This window comes from Nocardiopsis sp. LOL_012 (assembly GCF_048060475.1).
Classification (GTDB): Bacteria; Actinomycetota; Actinomycetes; order Streptosporangiales; family Streptosporangiaceae; genus Nocardiopsis.
On sequence record NZ_JBHMIV010000015.1, the window covers coordinates 56,056 to 74,354 of the forward strand.

General features: G+C 71.7%; 13 protein-coding genes, 1 pseudogene and 1 other annotated feature. Of the genes and pseudogenes, 5 read left to right on the forward strand and 9 right to left on the reverse strand.

What is annotated here, in order from left to right; genetic code table 11:
• Positions 1-463: 463 nt before the first annotated feature.
• Positions 464-646, forward strand: coding sequence for a hypothetical protein (locus ACFHWE_RS11920; protein WP_416601182.1), 183 nt, complete (start codon positions 464-466; stop codon positions 644-646).
• Complete coding sequence (locus tag ACFHWE_RS11925; RefSeq protein ID WP_416601185.1) at positions 643-1,230, forward strand: hypothetical protein; 588 nt, start codon at positions 643-645, stop codon at positions 1,228-1,230. Before ACFHWE_RS11920 ends, ACFHWE_RS11925 begins: the two co-directional genes overlap by 4 nt.
• Before the next feature lie 473 nt (positions 1,231-1,703).
• On the opposite strand, the gene ACFHWE_RS11930 is transcribed toward ACFHWE_RS11925, so the two are convergent.
• Positions 1,704-3,011 carry an IS3 family transposase gene (locus tag ACFHWE_RS11930; protein ID WP_416601271.1) on the reverse strand — a complete coding sequence of 436 codons (1,308 nt, stop codon included), beginning with the start codon at positions 3,009-3,011 and terminating at the stop codon, positions 1,704-1,706.
• Positions 2,949-3,057, reverse strand: a sequence feature (AL1L pseudoknot). It overlaps the preceding gene by 63 nt.
• Here ACFHWE_RS11930 and ACFHWE_RS11935 point away from each other — a divergent pair.
• Positions 3,000-4,286 carry an SIR2 family NAD-dependent protein deacylase gene (locus ACFHWE_RS11935; RefSeq protein ID WP_416601188.1) on the forward strand — a complete coding sequence of 429 codons (1,287 nt, stop codon included), beginning with the start codon at positions 3,000-3,002 and terminating at the stop codon, positions 4,284-4,286. It overlaps the preceding feature by 58 nt. The genes ACFHWE_RS11930 and ACFHWE_RS11935 overlap by 12 nt on opposite strands.
• A 37-nt stretch (positions 4,287-4,323) precedes the next feature.
• On the opposite strand, the gene ACFHWE_RS11940 is transcribed toward ACFHWE_RS11935, so the two are convergent.
• The 6 genes and pseudogenes from ACFHWE_RS11940 to ACFHWE_RS11965 all read right to left on the reverse strand — a co-directional run bounded on the left by ACFHWE_RS11940 (position 4,324) and on the right by ACFHWE_RS11965 (position 11,265).
• On the reverse strand, positions 4,324-7,539 hold the full coding sequence (locus tag ACFHWE_RS11940) for an NACHT domain-containing protein (protein ID WP_416601191.1): 3,216 nt from the start codon (positions 7,537-7,539) through the stop codon (positions 4,324-4,326).
• Between the two features lie 94 nt (positions 7,540-7,633).
• Positions 7,634-8,308 (reverse strand): uracil-DNA glycosylase, encoded by a 675-nt coding sequence (locus ACFHWE_RS11945; protein ID WP_416601193.1) that lies wholly within the window; start codon positions 8,306-8,308, stop codon positions 7,634-7,636.
• 90 nt (positions 8,309-8,398) lie between these two features.
• On the reverse strand, positions 8,399-8,626 hold the full coding sequence (locus tag ACFHWE_RS11950; RefSeq protein WP_416601273.1) for a helix-turn-helix domain-containing protein: 228 nt from the start codon (positions 8,624-8,626) through the stop codon (positions 8,399-8,401).
• A 144-nt stretch (positions 8,627-8,770) separates the two neighbouring features.
• Positions 8,771-8,962, reverse strand: a pseudogene (locus ACFHWE_RS11955) (DUF2283 domain-containing protein); the annotation flags it as partial.
• Positions 8,914-9,147 carry a DUF4258 domain-containing protein gene (locus tag ACFHWE_RS11960; protein WP_416601195.1) on the reverse strand — a complete coding sequence of 78 codons (234 nt, stop codon included), beginning with the start codon at positions 9,145-9,147 and terminating at the stop codon, positions 8,914-8,916. The pseudogene ACFHWE_RS11955 and the gene ACFHWE_RS11960, both read right to left, overlap by 49 nt.
• A 474-nt stretch (positions 9,148-9,621) precedes the next feature.
• A complete protein-coding gene (locus ACFHWE_RS11965; RefSeq protein WP_416601274.1) occupies positions 9,622-11,265 on the reverse strand; it encodes a protein kinase domain-containing protein in 1,644 nt (547 codons plus the stop codon).
• Positions 11,266-11,505: 240 nt separating this feature from the next.
• Between ACFHWE_RS11965 and ACFHWE_RS11970 the strand changes: the two genes are divergently transcribed.
• Positions 11,506-13,731 carry a protein kinase domain-containing protein gene (locus tag ACFHWE_RS11970; RefSeq protein ID WP_416601196.1) on the forward strand — a complete coding sequence of 742 codons (2,226 nt, stop codon included), beginning with the start codon at positions 11,506-11,508 and terminating at the stop codon, positions 13,729-13,731.
• A gap of 45 nt (positions 13,732-13,776) precedes the next feature.
• Here the strand turns inward: ACFHWE_RS11970 and ACFHWE_RS11975 are convergent, their stop codons facing one another.
• Positions 13,777-15,582 (reverse strand): glycoside hydrolase family 15 protein, encoded by a 1,806-nt coding sequence (locus ACFHWE_RS11975; protein WP_416601276.1) that lies wholly within the window; start codon positions 15,580-15,582, stop codon positions 13,777-13,779.
• 431 nt (positions 15,583-16,013) lie between these two features.
• The gene (locus ACFHWE_RS11980) at positions 16,014-16,694 is read right to left on the reverse strand and encodes a YczE/YyaS/YitT family protein (RefSeq protein WP_416601197.1); all 681 of its coding nucleotides are present in this window, start codon (positions 16,692-16,694) and stop codon (positions 16,014-16,016) included.
• Between the two features lie 137 nt (positions 16,695-16,831).
• Between ACFHWE_RS11980 and ACFHWE_RS11985 the strand changes: the two genes are divergently transcribed.
• Positions 16,832-18,298 carry a PLP-dependent aminotransferase family protein gene (locus tag ACFHWE_RS11985; protein ID WP_416601199.1) on the forward strand — a complete coding sequence of 489 codons (1,467 nt, stop codon included), beginning with the start codon at positions 16,832-16,834 and terminating at the stop codon, positions 18,296-18,298.
• Position 18,299: the final 1 nt, after the last annotated feature.

Below are 18,299 nucleotides of genomic sequence, written 5' to 3' on the forward strand. Positions count from 1 at the left end.
CGGTGGGCTTCCGTCATCGGTCCGGTGCGGGTCGGCCCGGCACGGGCGACAGCGTGCACCGGTTTGCGGAATGGCCTAAATCGGAGTTTGTGACAGGAAATAGTCGAGCCGAGAATGGGTGCCCCGTGGCTCCCTTATTTCCTGGGGCGTGCTCATGCAAAACCCGGGGAACATTGACGGATCCCTCTCGAACGGTTCTGAACAACCCTGAACGCTGCCGAACTCCGCATGGGGCCGCTTATGTCAGAACACTTCTTCCGTCACTTTGCTGCTGAAACTTCTTCTACCAGGACATAGCACACCGAACCTTGTGCTTTTCGACGGGGCGCTCAGGTAGTTTCCCCGCATCGGCCTTTCGCGTCGCACGCCTCACGGGGCGGAGTTCTCCGACCGAAGCCATATGCAGCACGAATCGGCGTGCGACCGTCGGCCACCACAGGTCATCCCCTTTCGGAAGGACACCATGTCCATTTCCCTTACCCCGCAAGCAGGCCGGGTCCTGATCATGGTCCTGGTCCTGGTCTTCGCGGTGTTCGTGCAGGCCACTGGCCACGACCTGGCCACCGCGCTCCTGATCGCGGCGGCCGCGACCGGGCTCGCCGCCGACACCGCCCACCGCACCCTGCGCTCCGGGAACAGCAGATGAACGCGGGCAACGCCGGCTCCGGCCCCCACCAGTCGCTGCTCCGCTACCGGCCCGACCCCGGGTACCGGCCGATCCCCGACGCGCTTCCGCGCCGGGTCCGCAGGGACCCCGACGGCATCCTGTGGGGGGAGGTACCGGTCGTGCCGGTGTCCGCCCGGGACGGCCGTACTCCGTCCTACCGGGCGGTGGTCCTGGTCGACGACCATCCCCGGCCCCCGACCGAACCGCCGCCCGTGTCGCCACGCACCGTGGTCCCCGACCTGCCCGGATACGACATGAAGCCCGACCCGATGACCGCCGCCACCCCGGCCGAGTTCGTGGACGTGATGCGGCGCTACCGCAAGTGGGCGGGCTCCCCCTCGTTCCGGAAGATGGCCGAGCGCGGCGGGCTGTACTCGGCGGCGGCCTTCTGCGACGCACTCAAGAGCGACCGGCTTCCCCGGTTCACCCTGCTGAACGCCTTCGTGGTCGCCTGCGACGGTACGGAGGGGGACTGGCAGCGCTGGCTGACGGCCTGGCGCCGTCTGGGTGAGGGAGGGGACGACACGCCCGCCGTTCTGGTGCCCCTGCCGCCGCCCCGGTAGCGCGGTTCCGGGGTCGCCGGGACCACCCGTCCCGGCGGCCCCTCCCTTTTCCGCTCTTGGGAGGAAGCCCAGCTTGCAGCGGACGATCTTGATGAGCATCGCGAGGTCGTATGAGCACCATGTGAGAACGGAATGGACTCGGATTGTGACGTTCTGCCGCTCCGTCAAGTCGGCTATGAAGGTCTTCCGACAGCAGGTCCTTCGGGCCACAGATCCATGAATTCGGTCAGTGTGAGCGGATCACGGTAGGAGGTACGCAACACAGCGCCCTGGGTCTTCGGGCCTGGCGTAGCCCGCGAGGTTGGTGAACCAGTCCGGCCCTGCGGGGTAGGACCACGGGTAGGAACGGAGTTGGGGATCGGCGCCACGGTCGGTGAGTGTGTCCGCGAACGTCGGTGCCGACCAGCCGGTCACAGGCCCACAGGTAGCCGGAGCGAGGCCGCGTACGAAGCCCCGCCCCGGCAGGAGAGCCGCTACAGCCGCTCGGGGGCGGTGATACCGAGCAGGTCGAGCCCGCGTTCCAGCACCATGGCGGTGTGCGCGGCCAGAGCCAGACGCGACTCGCGTACCCGGCCCTCGGACTTGAGTACGGGGCAGTTCTCGTAGAAGGAACCGAACGCGGTCGCGAGTTCGAACAGGTACGTGGCCATCCGGTGCGGCTGGAGGTGCGTGATGGTCGTCTGCACCGCGTCCGGGAAGCGGGCCAGGCGCAGGGCCAGTTCACGTTCGGCTCGTTCGGTCAGCGCCACCGGGGAGCCGAGTGGCGGTGTATCGCTGGCTCGGCGCGGGATCGAGCGGATACGTGCGAGCGCGTACTGGAGATAGACGGCCGTGTTGCCGTCCATGGCCAGCATGCGGTCCCAGCCGAAGACGTAGTCCTTCTCGCGGTCCGAGGACAGGTCAGCGTACTTCACGGCACCGATGCCCACCGCCGGGGCGATGTCCTGCCGCTCCTGCTCGGGCAGGTCGGTCCGGTCGGCCACCATGGCGCCCGCGCGCTGCTGCTGTGTCCTCGGTCGAGAGGCCTTCAGCGATTCGGGCCCAGAAGCGACGCTGAACCTGGCGCGCGTTGGTGGTCGGTCGCCCTGGTGAGCGCATCGGCGGTCTACCGGTGACAGCAGCACCCCAGCCTCGAGGTCGTCCCATTTCCACACCCCTTGATCGAGGTGTTGCGACAACCAGTTGAATCCGCCCTGCACGCCCCGGTCGGAGGGGTGGACCAGGCCGTCGATGCGCCGGCCCACGTGCTGGCGGTTCCACACCGCCATCTCCAGCGCGTCCAGCGCCAGATCGGTGCGCAGCGGCTTCGACACCCGCCAGCCCACCACGCGGCGGGAGAACACATCGATCACGAGCGCCGCGTAGACCCACCCGTTGAAGGTGCGGATGTAGGTGATGTCAGCAACCCACAACCGGTTCGGAGCGTCCGCGGTGAACGCCCTCTCGGCCAGGTCCGGGCGGGGACCGGGAGCCGCGCCCGTCATGGTGGTCCGCGGGCCCTTGCTGCGGGTGATACCGCGCAGACCCGCGCGTTTCATCAGCCGGTGGACGGTGCAGCGGGCCACCCGGTGGCCCTGCCGGTTGAGTTCGGCGTGGACCTTGCGCACCCCGTAGACGCCGTAGTTGTCGGCGTGCACCGTGTGGATCTTTTCGGTGGTGGCCCCGTCGGTGCGCGAGCGCAGCGACGGGACCCGGCTCTTGGCCGCGTAGTAGGTGGACGGGGCGACCTGCAACACCTCGCAGATCGGCTCGACCCCGAACTGGTGACGGTGGACGTCGATGTAGGCCGTTACCTGGCGTACGGGCGTTCGATCGCCGCGATACTCACCGCAGCGGCCGTGGTGTCCGCTGTGGGCTGCTCCGCTCCAGGAGAGGAACTGGACGTCCTCTCCACCGGCGGCACGGTGGCGGAGGGCTCCGCCGAAGCGCAACTGTTCGGCCTGCTGCGCGGCACCGTCGCCGACGGGACCGCCTGCTTCGTCGCCTCCGACGACGGCACCGAGTACGCGGTCTCCTTGGCCCGGGGGGGTACTCAGCGCTGGACGGCCCCCTGCGGCTGCTCGATGGGGATGGGACCGACCGTCGCCACCGAAGGCGACCGGGTCGAACTCGTGGGCGGTACGGGCGCGGCGGACCTCGCGTGCGGTGGCGCGAGCACGTCCGAGTGGGCGTCCGGGGCGTCGTGTCCGCCGGGTGAGGTCCCCGTGTCGGTGACGCGGAAGCAGGCCGCACGGCCTCCGCTGCAACAATGGACTATGGCCTCGATCACCGACACCGCGCACCACTCCGACCGGGAGGCGTTCGAGCGCGCCGCCGACCTGCTGGCGTCCGCCGGACGCATCACCGTGCTCACCGGGGCGGGGGTGTCCACCGACTCTGGGATCCCCGACTACCGGGGGCCCTCCGGGGTGTGGACGAAGAACCCCGCCGCCCAGCTCATGACCGACATCGACACCTACATGGGCGATGTCGACGTCCGCCGCGAGACCTGGCTGCGCCGCCGCGCGCACCCGGTGTGGGAGGCCGCGCCCAACGCCGCGCACCGGGCCTTCGCCGAGCTGGCGGCCACCGGGCGGCTGCGGGCGCTCGTCACCCAGAACATCGACGGCCTCCACCAGCGCGCGGGCCTGACCCCGGAGCAGCTCGTCGAGGTGCACGGCACCATGCTGTGGGTGGTGTGCGTGGCCTGCGGGCTGCGCACCCCCACCCCGGAGGTCCTCGCACGGCTGGAGGTGGAGTCCGACCCCCGGTGCTCCGCGTGCGGCGGCATCCAGAAGTCGGACACCATCTCCTTCGGCCAGCGCCTGAAGGCGGAGGTCATCGAGGAGGCGGCGCGGGCGGCCCGCGAGTGCGACGTGTTCCTCGCGGTGGGCACCTCGCTGACCGTGCACCCGGTGGCGGGCCTGTGCGACATGGCGATGGTGTCGGGGGCCGCCCTGATCGTGGTCAACGCCGAGCCGACCCCCTACGACGACTTCGCCGCCGCCGTCGTCCGCGACCCCATCGGGGAGTCCGTTCCCGAACTGGTGGGGCGGGTGCGCGCGTCGGCTCTGTGACGGGCCGCCGCCGGTGCCGAACCCCGGCGGCCACGGCTCACGGGCCAGCGCTGCCGCCGAGCCCGACGGCCCTAGGGGCGGCCACGGCGTCGGACTGGTCCCGGTGGGCGGGCCGTGCGGTGTGCTCGGCCGCGGGGGCCGAACCGTCCCGGTGCGCGCGGGCCAGCTCCAGGATGTGCTCGGTGCGTTCCCGGCCGACACGGGAGCCGAGGGCGTTCAGTACCGGCCAGATCTCCCCGGGGCCGAGCGCGTTCCCGGAGACCACCTCCGTCACGCCGTTCAGGTACCGTCGGACGGTCGCGGCCAGTTCGGCCCGCGCCACCTCGTCGGACAGCAGGGCCAGGTCCTCGGCGGCCTGGCGCAGCACGAGCAGTTCGATCCGGCCCAGGAGCGTCTCGCCGAGCAGCCTCCGGTAGCTGCCCAGCCGCTCCCGGGCGTTCGGGGTGGGCGGCTCCATCCGCAGCCGCATGACCTCGTGGAGCTGGCTCCAGACCCGCTCGTCCCCGGCGCCCTGGTACCAGGTGGCCAGGTCGGTGGAGACGTGGCGCAGGTAGGGGAGTATCCCGAGCGTGAACCGGGCGGCCGTGCCGTTGACCCGCATCGACACCGACTTGAGCAGGCGGGCGGTGACCGAGCCGTGGGGGACCGCGATGCCGTAGGGATCGGTCACGTCGGGCAGCAGGTCCTGCTTGGGGCGCGACCGCAGCTCGAACCCCAGGCACTCGCCCGCGTCGACGGCGGAGCCGTCGTCCAGCCCGATGACGGTGGTCAGCTCATCGTGGTTCCAGCCGTTGAGGTGGCGCACGCGCAGGGCCGACATCAGGGAGAACCACTCGGGGCCGGGCAGGGACCGCCACAGCGAGGCCCGGCCCTGGAGGGCCTGGTCGGGCTCGGCCCAGTCGGGGAACAGCTCGGCGGTGTCCACCGGCTCACCGCGTACCAGGCACAGCAGCACCACGAGGTTGGCGGTGTAGTTGGCCTCCCTGCGCGTCAGCGGGATCCGGTTGGGCTCGTAGTCGGAGTAGGACCGGTTGGGGGCCGGGAACGGGGCGTCCTTGAACAGCTCCACCAGCAGGCCCGAGTAGGCCTCGCGCAGCCCCGGCTCCGCCTCCAGCCGCCGCAGCAGCAGCGTGCCCAGGAACTCCACGACCTTGTCGCGTCCCGTGTAGCAGGAGAAGGACGAGAGCGCGTAGAGCTCGCCGTCGTCGGGGCGCACGCTCCCACCCCGGCGCCGGGAGGGCCGCACACGCGTGGCCTCCAGGTCGTCCAGCGCGGTGGCCACCGCCCGCGCCACCAGGTACTCGCCGAACGTGGCGTGCAGGAACTCGAACACGCTCGCCGTCCCGTCGGCGGCCTGGGCCCGCGCCTCGTGCACGAAGAAGAACCGCCCCAGCACCCGGGCCGCCGGGTCGATCCGCCCGTTCGGGCCGGCCTGCGAGGGGTGCTCCGCACTGGGCATGAGGACCGCCAGGTCCCGCCCCAGCTCCTCGGCGGTCACGCTCTGCTTGCGGCGGGTGAACATCGCCAGCGCCGCGATCTCCAGGCGGCGCAGCTCCTCCTCGACCGCCTCGTCGAAGTCCTCGCGGCCCAGACCGGAGCGGTGCTTGTCCACCTCGCGCGTGGCGAACATCCTCAGCAGGCGCTCGTACAGGTCCTCGTTGGACAGCCCGCCCGAGGTGTGGTGGAGGGCGTTGTCCGCCGAGTCGTAGATGAGCAGCATGAGCAGCAGCAGCGGCTGTTCGGCCAGTTCGCGGTAGGGGGCCACGGCGGCCAGGGTGAGCGGCTCCAGGCCCTGCTCGGCGTAGACCGCCGCGTTGGCGCGGTTCCACACCCGCAGCATCTGCTCGATCCGGGCGTCGTCGAAGGGCTCCAACCGCATCACCAGGGTGCCGTCGGGGAACCGGGCGCGGTCGGCCACGACCGTCCGGCTGGTGACGATCACCGCCACGGGCCGTCCCAGGGCCTCCTGCTGCTGCTGGAACTCCTGTACCCGCTCCAGGTAGTCGGAGCGGTCCACGCCCGTGGCCTGGAGGAGTTCGTCGAAGCCGTCCAGGATGACCACGGGCAGCGCGCCCTCGGCGGACTCGGCCAGCTCGCGCCAGGACACCCGGGTGTGCAGCGCCGCGGTCAGCCCCTCCTCGATCTGGAGGTGGATGGGGGCGTTGGGCTGGACCGCGCGCAGCTCCACCCGGATCGGCAGGAAGTCCGACACGGGCAGGCGCGCGGCGAGCATCTCGGTGAACTTGGACTTGCCCGAGCCGGGGTGACCCAGGATGACGGTGGGTACCTCCGCGGCCAGGGGGTGGACGAGGTGTCCGGCGATGACCGTCTGCAGGTCGTCGAGGACCGGCAGCGGCTCCCACCACTCCTCCGTGGAGGGCGTGCCGCCGCGGGTCGCGTACGCGACCCGGCCCCGGGGCGGGACGTAGGCCTCCTCCAGGGTGGGCAGGGTGATCCCCCGGCCCACCTCGTCGGAGCGCAGCACCGGCCGCCGCAGGACGGCCCGGTGCCCGGCGGCGAGCTCCGCGCGCCTGCGGTCCACGGCCCGGTCCGAACCGACCGCCTCCAGGCTCCTGCTCAGCGCGCGCAGGCCCGTCTCGACCGCCGACCGGGTCCGCTCGTGCTCCTCCAGGTGGGCCCACATGCCGAACTCGGGGATGTCGGCGGCCAGCAGGCGGTAGGACTCCTCGTACCGCACCGAGGCGTACTCGCAGGCCACGGGGCGCAGCCGTGCGATCAGCGCGTGCTCGGCGGAGAGGACGCCGTGTTTCTCGGCCACCGCCAGACCGGTCAGGAAGCGCGCGAAGTCGCGGAACAGGCAGTCCACGAAGAACCGGTCGATGCGTGCCGCGCCCATCAGCGGCGCCCGCCCGGGGGCGGAGTGCTCCAGGACGCGCACCAGCAGGGCCGTCTGCTCCTCGCCGGTGAACTCCAGGTCCGCCAGGGCGAAGGGGGCGCCGACCTGCTCCAGGGCCTCCTCCACCGCCTCGAAGAAGGCCACGGTCACCAGGATCTGGTGCGCCGCCTCGATCCGCGCGGTCCGGGTCAGGCGGCTCTCCCCCCGGATCCGGTCCCTGATCCCCTCCAGGGCCCTGCGCCCCTGGCTGACCAGAGCGCCCCGGAGGCCGAAGAGGTCGGGGACGCCTGCCAGGGCCAGGCCGCCGTCGGCGAGCCTCTCGCCGAACTCGGCCGTCTCGGGGTCGTCGGCGCCGAGGATCCTCAGGGCGTCGGCGTAGGTGAGCTGTTGCGCCATGGGGGCCTTTCCGCATCGGGGGTCGAACGCGGGCGGACCCGACACCGGGTGTCGGGTCCGTGGTCGTTATGGGGGCTTCGCTCTCTGTGACGCCTCAGGGCAGCTCCCAGTTCACCGGCTGGGCACCCATCTCCTGGAGCATCGCGTTGGTCCTGCTGAAGGGGCGGGAGCCGAAGAAGCCGTTGCGCGCCGACAGGGGGCTGGGGTGGGCGGACTCCACGCACGGCACACCCGGCATCAGGGGCCGCAGGTTGCGGGCGTCGCGGCCCCACAGGATCGACACGAGAGGGGTTCCGCGCTCGGCCAGGGCGCGGATGGCCTGTTCGGTGATGGCCTCCCAGCCCTTGCCGCGGTGCGACCCGGCCTTGCCCGGGGCGACGGTGAGGACCCTGTTGAGCAGCAGCACGCCCTGCTCGGTCCAGGGGGTGAGGTCGCCGGTGGAGGGCATGGGCACACCCAGGTCCTCCTGCATCTCCTTGTAGATGTTGCGCAGGCTCGCGGGCAGGCGCACGTCGGGGGCGACGGAGAAGCTCAGGCCCACGGGGTTGCCCGGGGTGGGGTAGGGGTCCTGGCCCACGATGAGTACGCGCACGTCGTCGAAGGGCTGCTGGAAGGCGCGCAGCACGTGGTCCCCGGCGGGCAGGTAGGTGCGGCCTTCGGCGACCTCCTGGCGGAGGAAGTCGCCCATAGCGGCGATCTGCGGGGCGACCGGCTCCAGCGCCTTCGCCCAGCCGCTGTCCATGATGTCGTTGAGATCCCTGGTCGGCATGGCCAGAACCCTAGCGGCTGGCGGGGACAGACCGGACCGGTTCGGCCGGCCCACTGCGGAGCCGATTCGGCGTTCCGGTTTCGTCTTCGGTCAGCCGAACGACCCCAGTTTCGCGGCGGTCCCCGTGAGGTAGTCGTGCACGGCCTGTCTGGGGATGCGCTGGGAGCGACCGGTGCGGATGGCGGGCAGGGCACCGGAGCGGACCATTCGGTGTACCGCCAGCTTCGAGACCCGCATGACCGTCGCGGCCTCTGCGACGGTGAGGGAACGGCCCTCTTCCCGGGGTGTCCCTGCACCTTCCTGCGGTGGGTCGGAGATGACCTGATCGTCGAGGTCGGTGATCTGGGCAGTGAAGGAGAGCACCCATGCCTGTGTGTCCGAGTCCGGTTCGCCCGGTGACTCGCTCAGGATCTCCAAGACCGAGTCGGTATCCAGCGGGCGGCCCAAGGTGAGCACCTCGACCCTGATGGGACGCCCGTCTGCGGCGTAGTCGACGATGAACGATCCGTGGTCGGAACTCCTCGACACCGGGCCATGGGAAAGAGCGAGGTAACCAGCGTCCGCTTCTTGGTCGATCGTCACGCTTCGAGGTGCTTCCATGAGGATCACGATACTTCCACCATCGTCTTGAACACAGGGTCCGGAGTGCCCCATTTCGTGTCTTTCACCGCGACATAGATCTTTCGGCCGTCTCTCGTGTGACCGTACAGTTTGTACGAGTTGTTCTTGGAGTCATGCTCTTCTTCGAGAGGGCGTGTCAGCGCGGACAGGACATCCTGTTCCGTGATCCGCCGCTGTCGCATCCTTTCCCGGAGATGCCGGGTCAAACGGGGAGGCATCTATTCTGCTGCCTCCGGAACGACGTCGAACGTACGTTTCGCGTGGTTGTCCCCTGATTCAACGGTGACGATCCATGTGCCTGGTTCGTCAATGACCACGCTTAGGGTGCGCGCCCGGAGGCCGGTCCTGTCAGAATTGCTGAGGAGTGCGCTGTCCACAGTCAGGGCCGTTGATCCAGAAGGTCTGAAGACCTGCGATCGTACCTGTTGCTCAGCCTCCTGGACTGGGACAGCACGGGGTTGTATGAACGCGGCCCCCAGCTCCACCCCGATGGGTAGGTGATTGGCCGGTAGCACATGGAATGCAGGGGAACGGAGGGAGAGAATGTCGTCGTCCACAGCCACTTCACGCCCCAGCAGGAGTAGACAGTCCTCCGCCCCTCGGGAAACATCGGTTTGGCCCATACGAATGGAGATGACGCTTCGTCACGGCTGTGCACAGGGGAACGTTCACATTCCGCCGGTGTCGCGTCCTTACGGGCGGAGGCGGGCCTCCCAGCGCTCCAGGTGGGAGCGGGCGATACGGGTGGCGGGATGGGCGGCCCCGAAGATCCGCGTGTGGTCCTCCACCAGGGCGCGGTAGCGGTGCACCGCCTCCTCCGGTGCACCGGAGTGGCCCAGGTAGGCGGCGTGGTAGTGGCGCCCGCGCAGGGTCGTGCGGTCCTCCTCGCCCAGCACCCGGGCCAGGTCGGGCACCAACCCCTCCAACAGGTCCACCGCCTGCCGCGGCCGCCCCGCCTCCCCGGTGGCGAAGGCCAGGTACAGGCGCGTACCGAGCACCCGTTCGGCGTCCGGGCCGTGCACCGCCACCAGGTCCGGGACCAGGTCGGCGTGCACGCGCGCGGCCAGCGCGTGGTCCCCGGCCTGCCCCGCGTTGGCCGCCAGGTAGTAGCGGGCCGCCAGCGTCTCCGGGTGCTGGGCGCCGTAGACGCGCATCAGATCGGCGACCAGGGCGTCCAGGCGCGCGACCGCACCGCGGTGGTCGCCGTCCTTGCCCGACAGGTACGCCTCCTGGCGGCGGGCGCGCAGCGTGTCGGGGTGGTCGGCGCCCAGCGCGCCCGTCAGCAGGGGGAGCAGCCCGCCCACCTCCCGGACGGCGGCCGCGTAACGGCCGCCGTCGGCCAGGGCCAGCGCGGCCTCCAGCCGGTCGCGCAGCGCGTCGGCGTCCAGGCGGGTGGTGGGCTCCGCCGCGTCGGCCCCGTCCGCGGACCCGGGACGCTCCTCTCGCGCCCGGCCCGCCTCCGGCCTCGTGCGGGGCCGCCCGCGCGGGAGGAAGGGGGCCAGGCCGTCCAGGACCTCCTCGGCGAAGGCCGGACGGTCCTGGGGGGCCTTGGCCAGCATCGACGCCACCAGCTCCGACAGCGGCCTCGGCACGTCCGGGCGCAGCTCCTCGGCGGGGCGGGGCCGCTCCACCATGTGCATGCGCAGCACCGCGAGCGGGTGGGGGCTCTCGAACGGCGGCCGGCCGGTCAGGAGTTCGTAGAGGATCGCGCCGAGCGAGTACAGGTCCCCGGCCGCCGACATCCGCGTGCCGTTGATCTGCTCGGGCGACATGTACGCGGGCGTGCCCATGACGCCGCCCGTCCGGGTGAGGCGGCGGCTCGTCTCGGCGGCCGTGAGCGAGGCGATCCCGAAGTCGAGCACCTTGACCGTGCCGCCGCCGGGTCCCTCCTCGACCACCATGAGGTTGCTCGGCTTGACGTCGCGGTGGACGATCCCCGCCCGGTGCGCCGCGCCCAGCCCGGACGCGGCCTGGGACACCAGGTCGACGGCGCGCGGCACCGGCATCGGCCCGCTCTCCCGCAGCACCGCCGTCAGCGGGCGTCCCTGGACCAGCTCCATCACCGCGTACAGCACCTCGTCGCCCTCGGGGCCGTCGTTGCCGAAGTCGTGCAGGATCACCACGTGGGGATGGCCCGCCAGGCGCGCGGTCAGCCGCGCCTCGCGCCGGAACCGGGAGACGACCTCGGCGGTGCCCACCGAACCCGGGCGGATCACCTTCACCGCCACGTCGCGGTCGAGGACGCCGTCGACCGCCCGCCACACCTCGCCCATACCGCCCCGGCCCACCAGGGTGTGCAGCCGGTAGCGGCCCCCCAGCACCCGTTCCCCGGTCACCGCGGCCCTCACCGTCCCCTCCGCCTCCGGTACCCAAGCGCAGCGTACACAGTGCCCCGTTGGTGGCCCGACCAGAAGTGTGATCCGGGCGGTACCACCGATCCCCGTTCGCGGAACCCGGACTGCGCAGAGCGCGATGCCGGTTCCGTCACCGATGTGTGAGAGCGTGGCTGTGCTCGTGCCGGGCCCTCGAACCGAGCACCGACCCCCTGACCCCCCGTGAATGAGTGGCGGAGAGCCGTGACCCTCAATCTTTACGTCGGTCCCGATTCCCATCCGGACAAGTACCGTCTGGTCCGGTCGGTGGGGCGTGGCGGCGAGGCCACGCTCTACCTGGCCGAGGTCGCCCTGGCGGGCCAGACGGAACCGGTGGTCGTCAAGGCCCTCAACCCCGATTCGGTGCTGGGCGAGGAGCGGTTCGCCGAGTTGAGCACCAAGTGGGGCGAGCAGGCCGAGCTGCTGCGGTTCATCAACCGCCTGGGTGTGGTGGGGGTGCGCGAGCACTTCGAGGGCGCCCCCGAGCACCCCGCCGACGGCGCCGGGGACCCCTCCGACCGCGCCCTGTACCTGGTGATGAACTACGTGGAGGGCCTGGACCTGCGGGACTGGCGCGCCGAGCACGCGGTGGAGGGCGTCCGGGGCCAGCGCGAGGCGCTGCGCTACCTGGAACAGGTTGCGGTGGTGCTGGACGTCCTGCACTCGGGCCGGGCCACCCCGTCCAAGCGCGTGGTGGTGCACGGCGACCTGTCGCCGGGCAACGTCATGATCAGTGACGAGGGGCAGGCCACGCTGGTGGACTTCGGGCTGAGCCGGGTCGCGGCGCGGCACATGACGGCCCGGCCGTGGTTCACCCCGGGGTACGCGGCGCCCGAGGTGTTCAGCGGCGAGTACACCGCGGCCACCGACCGGTACGCCTTCGGTGCGGTCGTCTTCTTCACGCTGACGGGGGAGGAGCCGCCGCCCTCGCCGGAGCAGTTGCGCGAACGGTTCGGTGCGCTGCCCCTGGTGGCCGAGGCGGGGGAGCGCCAGCGGGACCTGGTCCTGTCGATGTTCTCCGCCGAGCCGGGGGAGCGGCCCGCGTCCTCGGACTGGGTCCGGGCGCTGCGGTCCCTGGCCACGTCCGCGCCCTGGACCGGGCCCGCGGAGGATCCCGCGGCACCCGTGAGCGAGGCGCTGTCGGCCGCGGCGGTGGCCGAGCCGCTCACGCCGAAGGAGCCGGAGACCGGTGAGGCGGAGCCGCCCCCGCCCTCCGGAGAGCCGGTCGCCGGTCCGCCGCCCGCGGCGCCCCCGGGGGAGCGGACCTCGGGGCCCGAGGCGCAGGGCCAGGCTCCGCCACCCGCTCCGGACCGCGAAGAGGACGTCGAGGACATGCCCGAGCGTCCGGTCGGCGGGATGCGCGGACGGCCGCAGCAGGAGGGGGAGGCCGCCGAGCCCCCGCCGGGAACCCCCGCGGGGCCCCCGGCGGCGAAGCGGCCGGGAAACCCCTTTGGGCCTCCGGCGGGAGAACAGCCGGGGCCGAGGCCGCCCGCCCCTGCCCGGCCCCCCGCCCGCCACCGGGGGGCCGTCGGGCCGCAGCCCCTTCCGGTGCCTCCCCCCGCCCCGGTGCCGCGCCCCCACAGCGCCCCCACCCCGCCACCCGCGTCCCCCGCTTGGAGTGGTCCGGTCTCCCCGAACGCGGCGGGCGCCGCCCCCCGGACGGCGCCGTACCCGGTGGCGGGCGGCCACCCCGTGCCTCCCACGAGCCGCCCCCGGGAGCCGGAGCCGGGCAAGCGCCGGTCGCGCAAGCCCCGGCTGGTCGGGCTCGCGGTCTACGGCGTGGTGTGCATGATGATCGGAGCGGGCGGCGCCTACGTCGTGATGGACCGGGTGGTGCCCGTCCTCACCGCCTCCGAACAGGCCGGGGAGCCGGTGGACGCGGCCCTGGACGAGCCCTCCACGGGCACCGAACCGGGCGGGGGGACCACTGCCGCCGACGAGGAGGCTTCCGTGGAGCCCTTGGAGGAGTCTGCGGACTCGGACGGTGTCTCGTCCTCCGCGTCGGAGGAGGCCTCGGCCGAGTCGGAGACGTTCCTGCTCACCCGGTTCGACATCCGTTCGTGGGACGGAACCTGGCGTCCCGAGGTGGGGCGCGCGCAGGTCGACGGTGAAGTGTACGGCCATGAACGGGCAATCGTGTGCCGAGACAACCCCTACGCTCCGTGCAGCGGGTGGGCCGACTACTACATCGACGGCGACTACACCTCGTTCACCGCGGTGATTGCGCTGGATGACCGCTCCGGAGACGAGGGAACAACCTCGTTCTTCCTCTACGCCGACAGGGAGACCCTGGTCTCCGAGACCTTGGAACCGGGGGAGAGCTTCGCCGTCGATGTGGACGTCACCGGTGTGGAGAACCTCCGGCTGGAACTGGAGTCCACAGCGAACGACCTCCACCCGGTCTGGATCGACCCTGCCCTGCACACTTGACCCGCCGCCTTCCCGGGGCCGCGACCCGGCCCCGGGAGGGGTTCACTACTCCGCGCGCCAGCCGCCCTGGTGGTCGGCGAGGTTCAGCGCGGTGGTCACCAGCGGCACGTGGCTGAACGCCTGGGGGAAGTTGCCGACCTGGCGCCCGGCCCCCGGGTCCCACTCCTCCGCCAGCAGCCCGAGGTCGTTGCGCAGGGACAGCAGCCGCTCGAACAGCTCCTCGGCCTCCTCGTGGCGGCCGATGGACAGCAGGGCGTTGGCCATCCAGAAGCTGCACGCCAGGAACGCGCCCTCGTCGCCGGGCAACTGGTCGGCGGAGTTGTCCAGGTCGGTGCGGTAGCGCAGCACGAATCCGTCGACCATCAGCTCCTTGCGCACCGCCTCGATCGTGCCCACCACCCGGGGGTCGTCGTAGGGCAGGAACCCCACCTCGGGGATGAGCAGCAGGGCGGCGTCCAGCTCCTTGCCGCCGTAGTACTGGGTGAAGGTGTTGCGGTGCGGGTCGTAGCCGTACTCGCACACCTCGGCGTGGATGGTGTCGCGCAGGGCCGTCCACCGCTCGATGGGGCCCTCCTTGCCGAACTCCTCGATGCTGCGCACCGCCCGGTCGGCGGCCACCCACGCCATGACCTTGGAGTGGACGAAGTGCTGGCGCGGGCCGCGGACCTCCCACAGGCCCTCGTCGGGCTCGTCCCAGCACCACTCCAGGTAGTTGACCAGCGAGCGCTGGATGCCCCACAGGTAGTCGCCGCCGCGGATGCCCGACCGCCGCGCCAGGTGCAGCACGTCCATGACCTCGCCGTAGACGTCGAGCTGGTACTGCCCGACCGCCGCGTTGCCGATGCGCACCGGCCGCGAGGACTCGTACCCGGGCAGCCAGTCGGCCTCCCACTCGGTGAGCCTGCGCTCGCCGCGGATGCCGTACATGATCTGCATGAGCTGCGGCTCGCCCGCCACGGCCCGCACCAGCCACTCGCGCCAGGCGAACGCCTCGTCCTTGTACCCGGAGCGGATCAGCGCCTCCAGGGTGATGGTGGCGTCGCGCAGCCAGCAGTAGCGGTAGTCCCAGTTGCGCACCCCGCCGATCTCCTCGGGCAGGGAGGTGGTGGGGGCGGCGACGATGCCCCCGGTGGGGCGGTAGGTGAGGGCCTTGAGCACGATGAGGGAGCGGACGACCGCCTCGCGGTAGGGGCCGTCGTAGGTGCACTGGTCCACCCACTTCTCCCAGAACCGCTGGGTCCGCGAAAGCGCCTTCTCCGCGTCCAGGTGGTCGGACTCCTCCACCTGGGAGGGGTGCCAGGTCATCACGAACGGCACGCGCTGGCCCGCCGTGACGGTGAAGCGCGCGTCGTGGGTGAAGTTGTGGCCCTGGAGGGTGACGGGGGTGCTCAGCCAGACGGCGTCGGGGCCGGCGATGGCCACGAGTTCGGAGCCGGAGCGGTGCATCCACGGCACCACGTGGCCGTAGTCGAACCGGATCCGCATGGCCGTCTCCATCTCGACGGACCCGCTGATCCCCTCGACGATGCGGACGATGTGGGGGGCGCCGCCGCGCGGCGGCATGAAGTCGATCACCCGTACGCTCCCGGTGTCGGTGTCCCACTCCGACTCCAGGATCAGGGTCTCCCCCCGGTACCTGCGGCGCGTGGCACGGGGGTCGCCCCCTGCGGGGCGCAGTGACCAACTGCCGTTCTGGTCGTCGCCCAGCAGGGCGGCGAAGCAAGCGGAGGAGTCGAAATCGGGTAGGCACGCCCAGTCGAGTGAGCCGTCCCGTCCGATCAGTGCGGCGGTCTGCATGTCGCCGATCAGTGCGTAGTCTTCAATCCAGCCGGGCACGCGGCTCACCCCCAACATGTTGCTTCGGCATTTGCGGATGGCACGTGAACCCGTGCGGGGACACGGTTGCCGCTTCGTCGCGACTCCTCTCGCGCACGCCCGTGTACGCGCCCTGTCGGGGGCTCACTGGCCCTACCCGGCACCGGACACCGCCCGGATTCGGGGAGGGGCGCCTCACGGATCACCGGACCACCTCCCTCCCGAAGCTCCCGGCCGCCGTATACCCGGTTATGTTCCCAGGCCAGGGCAGCCGAAAAGATCGGACACGGACGAGGGCCGGTACCCGTCCCTTGCCGTCTACCGGGATCCATCTTCCCCTCTTGCACGGGCATTCGCTACCCACGACTGCACGTGCATTTCGGTCGTCGTGGCGATATGTGGTGTATTGCGGAGTTCCTCTTCAGAGAAGTTATGCCGTGGTGACACAGTCCCGTCGGGAAGGCGCCCTAGCGGTGAGGCACTGTGGCACCGCTGTTCCCGTCCGGAATCCGCAGCAGCGACAGGAACGCCTGCGCCATCGGTCCGATGGACAGCGCGAACACCACCGTCCCCACGCCCACCGTGCCGCCCAGCAGGGCTCCGGTGACCACGACGACCACCTCGATCACCATGCGTGCCATCCGTACCGACCACCCGCGCTCGGCCAGACCCGTCATCAGCCCGTCGCGCGGCCCAGGGCCGAGCCCGGCGCCGATGTAGTACCCGCTGCCCACCCCGCACACGGCGACGCCCGCCACCAGCATCAGCAGGCGCACCTCCAGGGAACCGTTCTCGGGCAGCAGCCACAGGAACAGGTCGATGGACAGGCCGAGGACGACCACGTTGCTGACCGTGCCCAGGCCGGGCCTCTGGCGCAGGGGGATCCACAGCAGCATCACCGCGGTCCCGGCGATCACGCTCCACGTGCCGATCGACAGCCCCGTCCTCAGGGACAGCCCCTGGTGCAGGACGTCCCACGGCATCGCACCCAGTTCGGCGCGGACCAGCAGCGCGCCGCCGAGCCCGAACAGCACCAGACCCAGGTACAGCCAGACCAGCCGCCGCAGCCGGGGCCGCGGCACCAGCGGGGTGACGAACAGACGGCTCAGGGCGGCGGCAGGCGCGGGTCGGGGGCGCGGCGCGGTCATGGGACACTCCTGTGCTCGGATCAGGGGACGACGGTGCAAGCGGGGGGCCACCTCGGTATCGTGGTCCTAGTGGCACTGGAAGAGAAGTGCCAATCAGATCAACTGGCCCGGTTCTCGGGCATTGCGGAGTACACGACATGGCACGGCAGGGCCCCACACGTCCGTCTGGGAGAAGCGCTGCGGGCGGCCGACGGATCAACGGTCGGCTCCTGGCCCGCCTCATCGGCGAGGCACCGGTGGAGCGACCGTACTACCTGGCCATCGCCCAGGCGGTCAGCGGGCTGGTCATGGACGGCCGGGTCCCCACCAACACCCGCCTGCCCGCCGAACGCGACCTGGCCACCGCGCTCGGTGTCAGCCGCAACACCGTCACCGCCGCCTACACCTGGCTGCGCGACCACCGCTTCCTGGAGAGCCGCCAGGGCGCGGGCAGTTGGACCGTCCTGCCCGACCCCGGCAACGGCGAACTGTCACCGCTGGTGCCCGAGCCCGAGCGGATCGACCTCGGTGTCGCCGCGCCCCCCGCGGTCGACGGACTCAGGGACGCCTCCTTCCGGGCCGCCGAGCAGCTCGCCGCGTACCTGGGCGGCCAGGGCTACTACCCCCACGGCCTGCCGGAACTGCGCCACGCCATCGCCCGCCGCTACGTCGAACGCGGCCTGCCCACCACCCCCGAGCAGATCTTCGTCACCGCCGGAGCCCAACAGGCCCTCACCCTGGCCGTGGACCTGCTCGTCCAACCCGGCGACGACGTGCTCGTGGAGTCGCCCACCTACCCGCACGGCGTCGACGCCGCGCGCCGGGCCGGGGCCAGGATCCGCACGGTCGGCGTCACCCCGCAGGGCTGGGACATGGACTACCTCGCCGACTCCTTCCGCCAGTGGCGGCCGAAGCTGGCCTACCTCATCCCAGACTTCCACAACCCCACCGGGGCGCTGATGGACGACGGCGAGCGGCAGGCCCTGGTGCGCGAGGCCCGCCGCTGCGGAACCCACCTGGTGGTCGACGAGTCCGTCGCCGAGCTGGCCATCGACTCCGGGGACCTGCCCGCGCCCGTGGCCGCACACGACACCGACGGCCGGGTGCTGACCGTCGGGTCGGTGGCCAAACTGCTGTGGGGCGGGCTGCGCGTGGGCTGGGTCCGCACCACCGTGCCGATGGTCTCCCGCCTGATGGCGGCGCGTCAGCGCTTCGACCTGGCCGGGTCCGTGCTCGACCAGCTCACCGTCACGCACCTGCTCGCCGACGTCCTGCGCATCCGCGCCGAGCGCAGCCGCCAGTTGCGCCGCAACCGCGACGCCCTGCTGCGGGCGATGCGCGAGCGCCTGCCCGACTGGCGGCCCAGCGTGCCCGGCGGCGGCCTGGTGCTGTGGGCGGCCCTGCCCCAGCCGGTCGCGAGCGCGTTCGCCGCCGCGGCCCAGCGGCACGGGGTGCACACGGCGGCGGGGCCGGTGTTCGGTGTGGACGGAACCCTGGAGCGCTATGTGCGCCTGGCCTACACCCGCCCGCCGGACGTCCTGGAGGACGCGGTGGACCGGATGGCCGCGGCCTACACCGAGGCCCTCGCCCATCCGGCCCAGCCGCGCGGGCGGCTCCTCGTCTGAG